Annotated in this window: 14 protein-coding genes; 2 read left to right on the top strand and 12 right to left on the bottom strand. The window is 49.6% G+C overall.

Annotation, left to right across the window (positions count from 1 at the left end):
- Positions 1-62 precede the first annotated feature (62 nt).
- The 4 genes from EYB31_RS19075 to EYB31_RS19060 all read right to left on the bottom strand — a co-directional run bounded on the left by EYB31_RS19075 (position 63) and on the right by EYB31_RS19060 (position 4,485).
- Positions 63-1,757, bottom strand: coding sequence for a ribulokinase (locus tag EYB31_RS19075; RefSeq protein WP_131015004.1), 1,695 nt, complete (start codon positions 1,755-1,757; stop codon positions 63-65).
- Entirely contained in the window at positions 1,747-2,463 is a 717-nt protein-coding gene (locus tag EYB31_RS19070) for an L-ribulose-5-phosphate 4-epimerase (RefSeq protein WP_131015003.1), read from the bottom strand. Before EYB31_RS19070 ends, EYB31_RS19075 begins: the two co-directional genes overlap by 11 nt.
- A gap of 33 nt (positions 2,464-2,496) precedes the next feature.
- Positions 2,497-3,357, bottom strand: coding sequence for a phosphogluconate dehydrogenase C-terminal domain-containing protein (locus EYB31_RS19065; RefSeq protein WP_131015002.1), 861 nt, complete (start codon positions 3,355-3,357; stop codon positions 2,497-2,499).
- A gap of 84 nt (positions 3,358-3,441) precedes the next feature.
- Positions 3,442-4,485 (bottom strand): Gfo/Idh/MocA family protein, encoded by a 1,044-nt coding sequence (locus EYB31_RS19060; protein ID WP_131015001.1) that lies wholly within the window; start codon positions 4,483-4,485, stop codon positions 3,442-3,444.
- Between the two features lie 190 nt (positions 4,486-4,675).
- Between EYB31_RS19060 and EYB31_RS19055 the strand changes: the two genes are divergently transcribed.
- On the top strand, positions 4,676-5,488 hold the full coding sequence (locus tag EYB31_RS19055) for a sugar phosphate isomerase/epimerase family protein (RefSeq protein WP_131015000.1): 813 nt from the start codon (positions 4,676-4,678) through the stop codon (positions 5,486-5,488).
- A gap of 69 nt (positions 5,489-5,557) precedes the next feature.
- Positions 5,558-6,193 (top strand): GntR family transcriptional regulator, encoded by a 636-nt coding sequence (locus EYB31_RS19050; protein ID WP_131014999.1) that lies wholly within the window; start codon positions 5,558-5,560, stop codon positions 6,191-6,193.
- Between the two features lie 107 nt (positions 6,194-6,300).
- Here EYB31_RS19050 and EYB31_RS19045 read toward each other — a convergent pair whose 3' ends face one another.
- From EYB31_RS19045 to EYB31_RS19010, 8 genes are all read right to left on the bottom strand, one after another.
- A complete protein-coding gene (locus tag EYB31_RS19045) occupies positions 6,301-7,332 on the bottom strand; it encodes a Gfo/Idh/MocA family protein (RefSeq protein WP_131014998.1) in 1,032 nt (343 codons plus the stop codon).
- Positions 7,332-8,204: a sugar phosphate isomerase/epimerase family protein gene (locus EYB31_RS19040; RefSeq protein WP_240762582.1), complete on the bottom strand. Its 873-nt coding sequence runs from the start codon at positions 8,202-8,204 to the stop codon at positions 7,332-7,334. Before EYB31_RS19040 ends, EYB31_RS19045 begins: the two co-directional genes overlap by 1 nt.
- Before the next feature lie 17 nt (positions 8,205-8,221).
- Positions 8,222-9,853 (bottom strand): type 2 periplasmic-binding domain-containing protein, encoded by a 1,632-nt coding sequence (locus tag EYB31_RS19035; protein WP_165452488.1) that lies wholly within the window; start codon positions 9,851-9,853, stop codon positions 8,222-8,224.
- Between the two features lie 30 nt (positions 9,854-9,883).
- Complete coding sequence (locus tag EYB31_RS19030; RefSeq protein ID WP_131015128.1) at positions 9,884-10,756, bottom strand: carbohydrate ABC transporter permease; 873 nt, start codon at positions 10,754-10,756, stop codon at positions 9,884-9,886.
- Positions 10,757-10,779: 23 nt separating this feature from the next.
- Positions 10,780-11,631, bottom strand: a complete 852-nt coding sequence (locus EYB31_RS19025) for an ABC transporter permease (RefSeq protein ID WP_131015127.1) — start codon at positions 11,629-11,631, stop codon at positions 10,780-10,782.
- A gap of 165 nt (positions 11,632-11,796) precedes the next feature.
- A complete protein-coding gene (locus EYB31_RS19020) occupies positions 11,797-13,440 on the bottom strand; it encodes a response regulator (protein ID WP_165452487.1) in 1,644 nt (547 codons plus the stop codon).
- A complete protein-coding gene (locus EYB31_RS19015) occupies positions 13,433-15,187 on the bottom strand; it encodes a sensor histidine kinase (protein ID WP_165452486.1) in 1,755 nt (584 codons plus the stop codon). Before EYB31_RS19015 ends, EYB31_RS19020 begins: the two co-directional genes overlap by 8 nt.
- 101 nt (positions 15,188-15,288) lie before the next feature.
- On the bottom strand, positions 15,289-16,356 hold the full coding sequence (locus EYB31_RS19010; RefSeq protein ID WP_131014994.1) for a Gfo/Idh/MocA family protein: 1,068 nt from the start codon (positions 16,354-16,356) through the stop codon (positions 15,289-15,291).
- Positions 16,357-16,384: the final 28 nt, after the last annotated feature.

Genomic DNA, 16,384 nt, shown 5'->3' with positions numbered 1-16,384 from the left:
CGGGTACAAGCATGGCGAAATAGCAAAGACTTAAAATCGATAACACTTTATTAGCCAATTCATCAAAGTGAATCATGATGAACATCGGTATGCATGTTCTCTTTGATTGTTTTCAACCGCTTCATGACGTCGTTGCCGCCTCGGCCGAAATAATCGTGAAGGCGCGAATATTCCTGAAACAATTGTTCGTATATTAAAACGTTTGCCGCAATCGGCCGGTAAGATTGTTCAAGCACCCGCGCCATCTTAGCGGATGCTTCCTGAATGGTCGCGTATCCGCCCCGTTCCGCTCCCGCCGCAACGGCGCCAAACATAGCGGCTCCCACCGCCGGCGTTTGCTTGGAGGCCGCTACTTTAATTTCGCGGTTCGTCACATCGGCATAAATTTGCATCAGCAGCTTATTGCGCTGAGGCAAACCTCCGCAAGCATACAGCTCTTGAATCTCCACCCCGCTCTGGGTGAATGCGTCTATAATTTTCCGCGTCCCGAAAGCGGTCGCTTCAAGGAGCGCCCGGTATATTTCCTCCGGTTTGGTTTGCAAAGTGCAGCCGAGAATGAGCCCTGTCAAGTTCGTGTCAACCAGAATGGAGCGATTGCCGTTCCACCAGTCCAATGCCAGCAATCCGCTTTCCCCCGGCTTGTAAGCCGATGCCCGTTTCTCCAGCCATTCGTGAACATGAATGCCTTCCTGCCCGGCCAACATATGCACATAATTGGGGACCGCTTCATCTACATACCAAGCAAAGATGTCGCCGACCGCCGATTGTCCGGCTTCATAACCGTAATATCCGGGGATGATTCCGTCTTCGACAACACCACACATGCCTTCGACTGCTTTCTCTTCCGTACCCAGCACCATATGACAAATCGAGGTGCCCATCGCCATGACCAATTTTCCAGGCGTGACCACACCGACGGCCGGCACGGCCGCATGCGCGTCGACATTGCCCACAGCGACGGCCGTGCCCGGTTTCAAGCCCATCACGCCGGCCATCTCCGGGGTAAGCTCTCCCGCTTTTGTCCCCAGCGGCATAATATTGCCGCGAAGCTTGGTAGCGGTTAAATTGTCCAAACGCGGATCCAGAGCACTAAAAAATTGTCTGTCAGGATAACCGCTATTCTTATGCCAAATAGACTTGTAGCCGCTCGCACAGCTATTGCGCACGATATTTCCGGTCATTTGCGAAACAACCCAGTCCGTCGCTTCGAAAAAGAGATCGGTTTGCCGGTATATTTCCGGCGCTTCGTTCAGAACTTGCCAAATCTTAGCAATCATCCATTCGGAGGACAACTTCCCGCCATATCTGCTCATAAACGGTTCTCCGCGACGGGCGGCGATCTCATTCAGCAAATCGGCTTCATCTTGAGCTGCGTGATGTTTCCATAACTTAACCCAGCTGTGTGGATTCAGCTTCAGCGACTCCTTGAAGCAAAGCGGGGTTCCTTGTTCATCCACCGGCAGCATGGTGCAGGAGGTGAAATCGATGCCGATACCGATCACATCTTCCGCCGATATCCCCGATTGTTTCATCACAGCCGGAACAGAACGTCTTAACACCTCCATGTAATCATCCGGATGCTGAAGCGCCCAATTGAGTCCCAGCTTGACTGCACTGTCAGGAAGAACCTCATCGATAACTCCATGAGGATATGGCGTTACATGGCTTTCGATTTCTTCTCCCGTAGACAACTCAACCAGAACCGCTCTCCCCGATTCAGTCCCATAGTCAATGCCAATCGCATATTTATTGCTCATGGGATCCTCCCTGCCCTTTTATTTGTCCGTAATACGCACCTGGACCATGTTTGCGTAAGAAATGCTTATCCTGCAGGGCTTGGTCAAGCGATGGGACGGAAGCATTCAACTGCAGCGTATGATAGGCGATTTGCGCGACCTCTTCCAGCACCATCGCATTGTGAACCGCATCATGAGGGTTCTTTCCCCAAGCGAACGGAGCGTGACCGTTCACCACAACGCCGGGAACATGCAGCGGGTTGATATCCTTGAAGGTTTCGGCAATGACATTGCCCGTTTCCGCCTCATAATCGAGCCGAATCTCGGATTCCGTCATTTTCCGGGTACAAGGAACATCTCCATAGAAATAGTCGGCTTGGGTCGTTCCCAAGATCGGAATCGCTCTGCCGGCTTGCGCCCAACTGGTAGCCCAAGGCGAATGCGTATGTACAATGCCGCCGATATCCCGGAAGACCTTATACAATACGATATGTGTAGGCGTGTCGGAGGAGGGCCGTAAATGGCCCTCCACTACACGGCCCTGCAGGTCGACGACAACCATATCGTCTCGCTTCATGTTCGCATACGAAACTCCGCTTGGTTTAATTACGACAAGCCCTGAGTCACGGTCAATGCCACTGACATTTCCCCACGTAAATTTGACCATGCCCTGCTTGGGCAGCTCCAAATTTGCTTCCAGCACGGCTTCTTTCAGTTTTTCTAACATAATCTCCACCCGTTCCCCAATGAGTTAAGCCGCTTATCGCTCATTCTGCTCATTCAAGTGCAGCATACGGCGCAGTACGTCATCAAGCGCTTCTTTCGTAAACACTTGCTTCCAATCCGGTTTGAAAATTTTCTCATAACCATAATCTATGGCGATTTTGGCAGCGTCTGAAAACGGATTGACATTATTGAAGGCAATCGCAAGCGGAATTTGGATATGTCCCAGCATAAACGAACGAGCCGCAGCAGCAGGAACTCCCATCTTAATGACTTCGTCCATTGCTTCCTTCATGATGCAGGCTGCCGCCGCCGCGACCACTTCCGCCGCCGCCGGCTCAAGCAGCGCCATATGCTCCACAGTAATGCGGTGACAAGCGACTACAGGAGCAAACATCTCAATACAAATTTGCTCAGCTACTTCAAAGTTGATCTGTTCCCCTTGTTGAAGCGCGATAACGATATCTTGCTTGGCGGCAATTCCGCCGAACATGTCCTGGCGGGCTTCCACAGAATCCTGCTCTTCAAACAACGCCGGATGGCAAGGATGCGTCACAACAAAGGTGCAATCGTCGCGCAAGGTTACCTGATTGGCATAGGCGGCCGCAGGGTCAAGCAAAATCAGCGTGGCCCCGGACTTCATCATAGGAACGACAGTTGCGGAAATTTTGCCTATTAGAGCATCCGGTACGGCAAGAATGATGTAATCCGCCTGCGGAACGGCGATTTCATTAGCGGTCGGCTGCAAATTCCGCTGTTTCAAACGTTCAATTCCGCTTTCCGCTTGTTCGCAAAGCAGCAGGCGATGATTGCCCTTCACCAGATTATCGGTGATACGGCAGCCCATTTTTCCTCCTGCGCCGATCACAGCAACGGTTGCTTGTTGTTGGTTATTCATTTCAGAACATCTCCCTATACATATATTTATTGGATGAATCTATTCCATTAGTGCGATGCCCCTGCGGGTTATCGCGAATATCTGCTACAAACTAATCGGCGCATGTTTAAACGCACTTTCATAAGTGCCAAAGGCCATGCGAAGTGTAATCAAATTATCTTCCCCACTCGTCTGAAACGGTTCACCGGAGTTCAGACAATGGATGCAATGGGAGGCCAGCCGGAAATGGCTTTCCTCATGATCCAGCGGACCATCTTCCAAGACGGTTTCCTCCGACACGCCATTGCGGTCAATGAAGGTGATCCGGCCGTCGGTGTACATTTTAACGGTGCCTTCGCTTCCGTCAATCACCAGCTGTTCGAGGTGCACAGGCCCTACTGTATCCCCAAGCGGGTAATCCAGCTTCTGGCGAGTCGCCCAGCTCATGTCCATGAAACCGTAAAAATCGTCATGCCCCAGCACGATAATGCCCGAATCCTCGCCGACAACGTACGGACTGACGGAAGCGGTCTCCGCGTACAACCTCCGGGGAGTGCCGAATAAAAATCGCCACGTATCGTACCAATGCACGCCCATTTCATAAAACAGCAGCTGCGGCATTTCGCGGAAAAAAGGCTGCGGAAGCTCGACCTCGGGTGCCATCCGGGGGGTGTAATAATCGGTATGGATATAACGCACCGCGCTGATTTTCCCTAGTCTCCCTCCTTCCAGCAGCGCTTTGACGGTTTGAAACCGGCTAAGCCACCGCCAATTTTCCGTCACCATCAGCCTTACTCCCTCCGCACGGCATACTTCCACCATTTCTTGTGCTTGTTCCAAGCTTGGGGCAAATGGCTTTTGGCACAAAATATGTTTGCCGGCAGCAGCGGCCTGCTTGACAAAATCCAGATGAGTTTCCGGTCCGGTTACAATATCGATGATGTCGACTTCACAACCGTCCAACAGCTCCTGCAGACTTTCGTAGCAGCGTTCCGGCGGGATTCCGAATTCCTCGGCTTTCTGCAGCATTTTTGCCCGGCTGCGGTTAGCGAGTGCAACAACTTGAACATTAGGAATTCTCGCCCATGCCATTAGATGCTTACTCGACCAGTAGCCGGTTCCGACAAGCCCGATTTTCCATGTTTTCATATCAGGCGCCATCCTTTCCATCAATTTAAGGTCAACCATTCAGCCATATACTGAAAGCATCCGCAACGGTTCGATGGTATCATAAACACAAATTGTATACAATATATATTTTTATTGTATTGACACCTTTTCACGTATCCGTTACCCTGTTGATATCCATATGGCAAAATAATGATCTGGAGGTACACATATGAAACTTGGAATTGGCTCCTATACGCTGACATGGTCGGTTGGCATCCCCAAGTACGAGAAACCGGAGAGTCCGCTGACGATGGAACAATTAATTCATATTGCTCACGACAATGGCTTAGAATTGGTGCAAATCGCCGACAACGTTCCTCTGCACCTCCTATCCGATGAAGAGCTCGACGATATCCTGCGTACAGCTCAAAAACTAAATGTGACACTTGAAATCGGCACCCGCGGAACAGCACCTCAACATTTGCTTAAGTATGCGGAAATAGCGCAGAAACTGAACTGCACTTTGCTCCGGACGATCATTACCGAACCGGAAACAACGGTTGCGGAAGCTCATATCCGGGAAGTGCTCCCCCAATTGGAAGCATTCGGCATCGTGTTGGCCATCGAAAATCACGGACTACATACGACACATCAGCTCGCCGGATTATTCGACCGTCTCAACAGTCCTTTCGCAGGCTGTTGCCTGGATACGGTGAACTCCTTCAGCGCGTTGGAATCGCCCGATCAGGTCATTCAGGCACTGCTGCCTTACGTTGTGAATCTGCATGTCAAAGACTTTGAAATTAAGCGGGCCGAGCACCAATTAGGTTTTATCGTGCAAGGTGCTCCAGCGGGAAAAGGCAGGCTGGATATCCCCGGTTTGCTTGCGTTGTTAAACAAACTGGGCAAGCAGCCCAATGTCATTCTTGAACTCTGGACGCCCTATGCCGGAACGATTGGGGAAACTGTTCGTTTGGAACAGGCATGGCTGGAGGAAAGCCTGGATTATTTGAAACAATTCCCTTTCCATACGTCCCGCTAATCCAACGTGCATAATGAATACATTTGGTATATAATATTGATTTAAATAAGTGTGAATTGAGGTCGCGTTATGGCAGGTTTAACGCTTAAAGAGAAAGCATATGAGCGCTTGCGGAATCTTATCCTAAACGGAAGTATTCCACCCGGGGAAAATTTAACGGAGCGGCATTTGGTCGAGCTTTTGGAAATGAGCAGAACACCGATCCGGGCCGCTTTAGAGCGCTTAGAAGCCGAGGGATGGGTCACTTATTCACCCAATAAGGGACTCAGCGTAAAGGAGCTTTCGCTTCAGAGAGTGATCGACTTTTTCGACTACCGCATGGCGCTTGAAGGTTATGTCATAAGCAAACTCGCTTCCCGGACCTTTTCAGACGAGGAAAAAAGCTGGTTCGAAAACAACTTGGCCGAACAGGCCAAATATATGGAGACAAATGACTTTCAGGAATTCACCAGAAGAGATTCCGATTTTCACCGCAAATTGATTGAAATATATGGGAATTATGAAATCAAACAAACATTTGAAAATTTGCAAGACAAGCTGTTTCAAATTGCGCTGAATGTACTTCGCAAAGATAACAAGCGAATCCAAAGATCGTATGAAGATCATAAGAACATCTACGAACTTATTAAGCAAGGCAATGCCGAAGATGCGTACAAGCTGGCGATCCAGCATTTGGAATTTGGCAAGCAAATCTTGATTTTATAATTGATCTTTTCAGGGAAGATAAGTGGAAGATGGACTGGCTTTGGGAGTGTCACTCGCCCTCAACCAGTCCATCTTCTCTCACTTACACTCATGTTTTTTACAGATGGTCAAATCCTTATTGTTTTCCCTTCCGACAACAAAGCCGCTTCATACACTTTCATCAGCTGTAATGCAAACTCCAGCGAACCTTTCTCCGGCTGCCGGGATTGCAAAATGCATTCGCAGAAATACATCATCTCGCCGTACACCCCTTGAGTGAACAATGCTTTGTTTTCCAGCGTGGCCAAATGATTCTGCGGTTCCCACACGATGGCTCCGGTGTCCGTCCCGGGCGGCGCATAGTTCCATGTCTTGTTATATTCAAACGGCATCCCGCGCTGCAGCTTCACCCGAAAGGAATTCTCAATCTCCAAGTGCCAATTCTCCCCGTAGAAGCCATAATGCTCGATCGGATGCGGACCTGAAGCCATATGGAAATTGCCGACCGCACCACTTGCAAAATCTAGCAAACATACGCTTCGCCCGTTACGGCCCTGATGAACGGTAACCGCCTCCACATCTCCCCCAACAGCCAGCATCAGCGATAACGGATGCACGCCATTGGCCAGCCAATTAACAAAACGCCCTTCCTCCAGCACTTGCTTGCCGTTTACGGGTATGCTCATCGGGTAAACCGCCAGCATCGATTGAAGATTTCCGTATTGCTCGGATTGGACTATCTCAATCGCTTTCTCCGTCGAAGGCATAAACGCCTTCTTGAAGCCAACGATGGCCACGAACCCATTCCGCATGTCGATCATTCGCTCTACTTCATGCGCCCTTAAAGATACGGGTTTTTCCATCCATACGTGAAGGCCCGCTTCAAACGCCTCGATCGCCAATTGCGGATGGAGTTTGGGGGATACGCATAAAAAGATCGCATCAAGCTGCTCCCGTTCATAAAGCTCCGCTGTGCTCGTATAAGCTTTGCACCCGAATTGCTCGGCCGTTACACGGGCCAAATCTTCATTGATATCACATACGGCCTTCAGCTTAACGGGCAAGTGATGGAGACAGGGGAGTATGTTCCGGTACGCATGATTGCCAACTCCGATAACCGCTACGGACAATCTTTTTGCAAATTCCCTTTGGTAAGTCATTAAATATCGCCTCCATGAATCAAAGACTGAAGATAACGCAAGTCCCGTTCGGTCAAACGGCTGTAATCGTAACCCTCTTTCTTGGCCCCATGCGACGGATTTAAGCAAATGACCGGGCTGACTCCATCGGCGATGGCCTGCTGTACAATGTCAGCCACGGGCCATGAAGCATCTTCGAGAGCCGACCTCCACTTTAACTCATTGGAGCCCTCCTCCGTTTGACCGCCCTTCAGATGCAAAAAGCCGATATGCGGTTTAAGCTCCTCGTATACATGAAGTGAAGGAAATGTCCCCATCTGCCATAAATTTTGCACATCGTACGTGTAATGAACTTTTCCGTGCCGGTTCAACTCATGGAAGAAGGTGACAATCTCTTGCGGGTTGGTCCAGATGCAGTCGTGAGCTTCATTTTCGATTGTTGCGTGAAAACCCGCCTCATAGATCCGATCGATTGCTTCCCGGTAAACGTCCAGCACCCAAGGTGCTTGCTCGGCCATATGCCGGGTGCTGTTAGTTATCCCGTTCCGCTGCATCATCTTGGCCGAAAGCAGACGGATCACCACCGGACGCAGCTTAGCGGCTGTGCGCAGAATCCCGTCCAGCTTCGCCAAATGCTGCTCGCGGAAATGACGTTCCCCTTTCTCGATATAATCGTAGAAAAGCTCGGTAGAGAAGCAATATGCGGTTAGTCCGCGTTCTTCCAGCACCTGAGCGGCAGCATCCGCCTCCTCTTCGGACAAATCCGAAATTGACTTGCCGAAGATGCCGTTTTTCAAATCGACGACCTTGAGCCCCCAAGCCCGGAACTGATCCATCGCAGCGGGGAATTCGCCGCCGGCCATCACGTTTAACATCGTGATTTGAGTTGTCATTTGCTTCTCTCCTTCGTCTATTGCCGTTTGTTGTACCGATCCAGAGCAGCCTGCTGAATTTTGACGGCTTCTTCGATGTTCATCTGCTTTAGCCTTTGCTGATAAGCGTCAAAGTTGGAAAGAGGTTCTTTCCCGTACACAAAACGCAGAAACATTTCGCTGTTATACGTATCGATGTCCGCCATGATGGAGGCAAGCTTCTGGCTCTCTTCCGCGGTAGGCGTCATCGAGATCGGCAAGTTTAGGCTGGAGTCTGCGCTGGCCCAAGCCTTGTTGGCTTCCAATTGGGCCGGGTAAGTCGCCACCTGTTCCGCCAAGCGGGAATCCTCCTCCCAAAATCTGCAGCAGGCGTTGCCGATGGAATATTGCCCCAACGCGTTTACGACCGACAATTTAGGATCTTTCATCACCGCATCGGACAGTTTAGGGTACCCGTTCACCATATTGTAGGACTTGCCTTCAATCCCAAAGTTGAGCAGATTGTGACCCCACTCGGAATAGGCAACATCCATCCATTTGACGACTTCCGCGGCTTTCTTGCTGCTGCCGCTGACCATCGCCAGCTCGGATTGGGGCGCGGATAAAGTGCCGCTTTTCAGGTTATACGTTTTCCCGTCCTTCGCTTGCGGGTTTGGCGCGCCGACAATTTTAAAATTCGGATCGCCTTTCATCAGATCAAGCAGGCGGCCCATCCCGCCGTTCAACTGGGCGTTCCAAGAGCCCGCTTTGCCGCCCGTAATCCTATTGTCCAGCTTTTTCGTATCGTTTGTCGCAAATTCCGGGTCCAGCAGCCCTTCGTCATACCATTTCTTCATCGTTGTTACATATTCCTTAAATTCAGGCTGGGATTGACCGAATTTGACCTTGCCCCCTACCTGATAAAAATCCCACTTCATCGCCCAAGCGGACATAAAGTCACGCCATGTCGGGTTGCTGGATGCTGCCGAAAACGGAACCGACTCCGGGTCCTTCTCTTTAAACGTTTTGAGTATTTTATACCATTCGTCCATTGTCGTCGGAACGCTGAGACCGTATTTATCCAGCCAGTCCTTGCGAATTTGGAAGCCGTCCGTAAATCTGTTGATCTTCTCGATTTTGAACGTTGGAAAAGCATAGATCGTGCCGTCATCAAGCACCATGTCCTTCTTGAACTGCGGATGCTCGTCGATAAACTTTTTGAAGTTGGGGGCGTTCTTGTCGATCAGCTCGTTTAGGCGGATAATGACACCGTCGCTCAGCATTTTTTGCGCTCCGCCATTGTAATAGGATGGAGGGACGGCCAAAATATCGGCCAGATCGTTGGAGCTGACCATCAGATTAAACTGCTCTTTTTCGCTGCCTGCAGGCGGGTGAAGAAATTTCACCTTGATACCGCTTTCTTTTTCCAATATGCCAAACGCTTCTACATCCCCGTAATTTTTTTTCGTTGCCGATATTTTGGGATCAAGCTGAGAAAAAAAAGTGAGTTCGATCGGCTTGTCCACAAGCGGCATTTTCGGCTTAGCCGAAGCTTGGGCTGCCGGAGATGCAGGATCGCTTCCTTTTCCCGGCTCATCTTGCTCCGTCCCCTTGGACGAACACGCGGCGGCAACTAACGACAAGGCCATCAGTGCCATGACGGCAGGCTTCAACTTACGACGAGTTGGCATTTCATTTTTCCTCCTTTTCATGTGAACAACTTATTCCTTAATGGCTCCTACCATAATGCCCTTGGTGAAATATTTTTGCAGGAAAGGGTAGACACAAATGATCGGGATGCAGACGACCATAATCGTTGCGTATTTAATCGTCTCGCCGATCGGCTCGGAATCCCTTGCCGAAACCCCGCTGGTCATCGTCTCCGTGCTGCTGGAGATGAGAATCTCGCGCAAAATCAATTGAACGGGGTACATTTCCCGGGTCCGCAAATAGATCATCGCCGGGAACCAGGAGTTCCAATGCTGGACCAGATAAAACAACAGGATAACCGTAAACAATGGCAATACGAGCGGTATGAAAATCCGAAATAAGATGATAAAATCGTTGGCTCCGTCGATTTTGGCCGATTCCTCCATGCTGTCCGGCACCCCGCGGAATGCCGTTCTCATCACGATGAGGTTAAACGTATTGATGGCGGAAGGAATGACAAGTGCCCAGACGGTATCCTGCATGCCCAAGCTTTTTACGTTAAGATACGATGGAATCAAACCCCCGCTGAAAAACATCGTAAACACGATCATCAGCATCACCCAGTTGCCAACTCGCAAATACCGCCTTGACAGCGCATAGGCGCCAAGTGAGGTCATCAGCATATTGATGCAGGTACCCAATGAAACGTAAAGCAGCGTGTTCTGGTAGCCTTTCAAAATCATCGGGTTTTCAAATACGTAATCGTAAGCTTTAAGCGTAAAACCAAGCGGCCAAAATAATAATCCTTGATGTTTCATGACGGCGACCGGCTCGCTAACGGAGGCCACCAGCACATAAATAAACGGATACAACGTAATTAGCGCCAGCGCGGAAAGAATCAAATAGATCAGCGGATCGGCTAACCTGCCGAGTGCGGACTTCATCGTCAAACGTGCTTCCCCCTTTATTACCATAACGATGTCCCCGTCTTGCGGGCCATCCGGTTGACCGAAAGCAGCAGCGCAAAATTAATGACCGAATTAAACAATCCGACAGCCGCACTGTAGCTGTAGCTCATCTCCAGCAGCCCTTTGCGATAAATAAAGGAAGAGATCACATCCGCGGTCTCGTATATTGACGGATTATAGAGCAAAATCACCTTTTCATAACCGACGTCCATCATATGGCCGACTCTCAAAATCAGCATGATGATGATCGTTGGCATAATCCCCGGAATCGTAATATGAAGCATTTGCGACCAGCGGTTGGCGCCGTCGACTCTCGAAGCCTCGTACAACTCGGGAGAAATCGCGGACAAGGCGGCGAGGTAAATAATCGAACCCCACCCGATGCCCTGCCAAATATTCGAACCTACGAATATCGTGCGGAACCAGTCCTGGTTCTGAAGGAACGAAACCGGCGTACTGCCAAACCAGGCCAACACTTGATTGATCACTCCGTCCCGCGCCGAAAAATCGATAATCATCCCGGCCACAACAACAATCGATATAAAATGCGGCAAATAAGAAACGGTTTGGACAAACCGCTTAAACGCCTGGCGCTTCACCTCATTGAGGATCAGGGCCAAAATGATCGGTGCGGGAAATCCGAAGATCAGATCATAAAAGCTGATCAGCACGGTGTTGCGAAGCAGGCGCCCGAAATAGTAGCTGTTAAAAAACGCTTCGAAATGCTTCATGCCAACCCAAGCGCTATTCCCGATTCCCTTAAACGGAGTAAAATCTTTAAATGCGATAACCAAACCGTAGATCGGAAAATAGTGGATCACGATGTAGTACATCACAACCGGCACCAGCATGATGTAAAGATACTTGTGTTTGCTAAGATCCTTAAGCACCAAATGCAACTGATATCCCCCTTTCGTTCCTCGTTATCATCCGGATGATTGAGGTGCTTACAAGTAAAATTATAGAGCAGGCCATCTGCGGCAGATATGGCATTCTTTTTAGAAAAGTGGCATTTTCTATTGCAATTTGTCTCTGAATTCCTGAGGCGTGCAGCCATATTCGCGTTTGAACAGCTTGCTGAAATATTGCGGGTTCTGGTAACCGAGCAGCTCGGAAATTTCATATATTTTGTAATGAGGCTGCTTTAACAAATACATGGCTTTATCCATACGCAGCCGGAGCGCATATTCGCTAATCCCTTCTCCGGTTTCCAGCTTGTATATTTTGGACAAATAAGCGGCGTTAAAACGCACATGATCGGCAATCGTTTGAAGGGAAATGTCGATGCCCAGATGTGTTTCGATGTATTGGTTAACCAGCTTGACAATCTGCGACCTGCCGTCCCGGGATATCGTATCCGTCATCACTTCCAGTTTCGTTAACAGCCTTTCTGCCCAACCCTGCAACTGACTGACCGACAAGATCGGCGAGTACTCATTGATCTGCCCTGCGACATGCTCATGGACCTGTGCCAGCTGTAGGCCGTTGCTGTGCATAAAATGGAGGAAGGCATGGGCCAGCGAATAATAAACCTCCAGCAAATGCTCATGGGACGCAGGCCATTTCGATTGCAGTTCTTCCACAATGTCCGCCAGCTTCGCCTTAGCGTCCACCCATTTTCCCAGGTCCATCATCTGAGACATCGTTAATGGCTCGTATAAGACAACTAGCGACTGGGCTTCCGCGCGTTTCGTCTCCATTTCATCCACATTAAGAAAGATCCCTTGGACCGTGCCTACCTGGTTGCGGAAACGGGTCACACATCGGCGGTATGCCTCCAACAGGCTGCGCGGAAATTCGAATGGCCGGCTGATTAAGATCGAGATGCTGCCTTGAAGGTAAAATTGAACCGCTCTTTGGAGCTGTTCGGCCCGCTCGGATATGACCCGGTGCAGCCACCGTTCCTTTTCTCCGCTATGCCCTGCAACCAGTGCGTCTTGCTTACTTTTGATCAAAATGACCAAATAATCGTGAACTTCCTTGCTGTGCCAGATGTAAAAATCATCGGCAAATACTTCCTGCATCATGTTAATTACGGAAAATTCCATCAGCTGCCTGTCGCTGTAATCAAACTGGGCCAGCTTGCCTTCCATGCGGATCAGCACGATGGATACCGCATCTTCCCTGGCGAACGGAATACCGTACGTATCCCGCAGATCGTCAATCAGCGACGGATGCATCCGTTTGCCGTGCAATAAATCGCTGAGCAGGTTGGCGCGCATGAGCGGCAAATTTTGATTCATCAGTTGCTGCTGCTTTAACCTCAAGCGGTAACTGTCCAATTCGGCGGTTAATCTCGCGGACACCTTGCTTACGGCTTCAGTAATATCTTCGTCGTTGACTGGTTTAAGCAAATATTCTGCGATTTTATGCTTCATCGCCGTTCGGGCATATTGAAAATCGGCATGGCCGGAGAGGATGATGATTTGGATGTGGCTCCATTGTTCGGCCAGCTTGCCGATGAGCTCCATGCCGTTCATTCCGGGCATTCGGATATCCGTCACTACAATGTGGACCGGCCAAATTTTAATCGTTTCCAGCGCCTCCACGGCGGAATATGCTTTAAATACTTCTTGAATGCCGTATTTCCCCCACGAGATCGTATCCGCCATGCTGTCCACCAGATGTTTCTCGTCGTCGACGATCAGCAAATTAAACATCGGCCGCTCTCCTCTCCTTTTTCGTTTGCTGCTGCTGCAAGGGCAATACGATGACTGCACGAGTGCCCCCATAAGGCGAAACCTCGTAATGCAATCCCGCTTCCTTCCCGAACTGATGCCTTAGCCGCTGATTGACATTCCATACTCCGCAGCCCATTTCTTCGGTAAGCGGCCCGTTGAGCCGCTTCATCAGCATGTCCCTCTCCTGCTCATCCATGCCTTGACCATCATCGTCCACCGTAATCGAGATCATCTTACCGTTTTGCGCTCCCGCGATTCGCAAATATCCCGCATTTACCTCCGGCTCGATTCCATGAATTAATGCATTCTCCACAAGAGGCTGCAGCAGCAGACGGGGAATTTGCAGATCAAGATAACATTCCGGCACATCGATTTCGTAACAAACCCGATCCATCCGCATTTGCTGGATATCTAGGTAATGCTTAATAAACGCCAGCTCGTCCCTTAGCCCGCAGAACGATGTTTCCGAGCGGGTCGTGTAACGGTAATACTTGCTTAAGCTGTAGGCCATGGACAAGATAGCGGAGTAGTTTTGCTGTTTGGCCATGCTCATCATAAACGCCAAACAATTAAATAAAAAATGCGGGTTGATCTGAGATTGCAGCTGCTTCAGCGTAGCCTCCCGCGAGCGTATCTGCTCCGTCAATACCGTCTCGATCAAATTTTCGATTTGCGCTGCCATGCGGTTAAAGCTGTTGAAGAGATAAATAAATTCGCTGGACGTATTCAGCCGGATTCGGCTTGAATATTGGCCTTTTTCAATGCGCCTCACACCGTGAACCAGCTCGCGGATCGGTACCTGCACATGGCGGTAAAGCAGGAACATCGCGAGGGTACTAAGCAGAATCAGCACAGCCACACAAGAATAAAAATAGTTGCGGCTTGTTGTAATCGGCGTAAGAATATTTTCCAGCGGCACGTAATCCACCACATACCAGCCAAGCTGCTTGGACTGGATATATGTGACCAAATATTTGTTGTTATTTACGGTAAGTTCCGAGATACCGGAAGATGCAAGCCGCTGCTGGCGAAGATTTCGGGCAAGCTCCTCGGTTGTTGCGGCGTTCATGCTGCTGCTCCCGATGACTCCATAATCCGGATGAAACAGAAACGGATCGCGGATACTGCTCGCTTTAAACTGGTTAAGCGCATTGCGGATGTTTCTTTCATAAAAGCGGATGCGGATGATATACTGCGCGTCTTTCACTTGCCCCGATGTAATAAAAGGGTATACCTCATAATAAGCAAAAGCGTATTCGTTATATTGATTCACCGTGACATGGTCCACCTGCCAGTTAGGCTTCACGCTGTATTGCAAATACGTCTCGTCATAACCAAGAGAAGGGTTGGTACTGACTATATCATTTTGCCTCGGGAAAAAAACCGACAATTCATTGTCCCAACTGGCAAACAACTTCTGAGTTTCGAGTTTCATCTTAAGTTTGTCGCGAAACGAATCCGAAATCGGATTCGATAAATCGCCATCCGTCACCGACAAACCGTTAAGCTCCCGATTCAAAAACGTCGTTGATGCCGACAACCGCTGAATCGCGGCATCAAATTGGCTCACGAAAAAGGAAAGCTGCTCGCGATTTGCGTTCTTTAACGTCTGTTCCACAACGTTAACACTAACAAAGTTGGAACGGGCATAAAGCAGCAAAACCGGAAGCAGCAGCACGGCAATCAGAATAATGATTTTGGTGAAGATGGACATTTTCTGCAGCAAGCAAAATCCCCCCTCCTTAATAAAATAAAGACACGGAATTAAAAAACCATTCCTCAACATGATTCCCATCGAGAAATGGTTGATTTATGCAAGATGAATCTTTACACCTGCTGCACCCTGCCCAAATGCTGCTGCAGAAATTGCTGCACGTCCACAAGTTTCCCGGTGAGACCGCTTTCAATAGCGGCATATTGAAGTGCCGTACATTGCATATTGTCTTCCAGATGGTTAGGCGGTGCTTCGCCTCCGTTCACCCAATCGATAAACATCTTCATAAGCCATGTATGAGTCCAATGTTTCTGCTCCAGCAGCGGCAATTCGGCAGTTCGGGGATGCGGGAAACCGAGGTCGCTTCTTGCGACCAGCTTTCGCCTGTCCAGCTCCAGCGTCCCGAACTCGCATTCGGCCCTGAAGTAGTCGTTGCTCCAGCCGTTTAATTGGGTGGCGTTGGACTTGGATCCTTCGAAAAAAACGCGAACCCCGTTTTCCATCTCCATCTGCACCAGCGCCGTGCTATGCTCCTTAAACGGAGCCCATTGCGGATTCCATGATTGAGTGTACACGGTTTTGGCGTTGGATCCTGTGATCGAACGAATAATATCGAATTGATGCACAGCGGAGGAGATCAAATAGTGGTGATGTGCATATTCGCGCGGATCGTTAACAGCCGAACGGTTGTTGCTCGTAAAGCGGCCGATTAAATAATGCAGCCGGCCATATAAACCGGATTGCACGTACTGCTGCAAAGTTTGCTTATCCTGATCAAAACGGTGGCTGTATGTGACGGCCAATTTGCGTCCGGCTCGTTTCACCTTGCGATATACACGGCAGCTCGATTCCATCGAATCGGAGACGGGTTTCTCCATAAGAATGTCGCATTCAAATTCCAAAGCCAAGTCCACCGCATATTCGTGGAGATGCGCCGGAAGCACGATAACAACGAAGTCGCACGGGTTCTCCTCCAGCGCTTGGCGCAAATCGGTGTAGCAGCGGGACGGATCGATACCAACGTTGCTGATGATGTTCTGATGGGCTTGCGGATTAATATCCACCGCTGCGACCAATCGGGCAGCGCCAAGCTCATGCACGATGGCCGGAAGCACTTTGCTGCACCAATACCCGCCAAAACCGCCTGTCCCCACTTGAATAAACCTCAATTGCTGGGTCATAAAAACCACCTCTCAATAAAATTAAAAT

The organism is Paenibacillus thalictri, from assembly GCF_004307995.1.
GTDB classification, from domain to species: Bacteria; Bacillota; Bacilli; order Paenibacillales; family NBRC-103111; genus Paenibacillus_AF; species Paenibacillus_AF thalictri.
The sequence above is the reverse complement of the archived record's forward strand: the minus strand, read 5'-3'. Positions and strand labels throughout refer to the sequence as shown.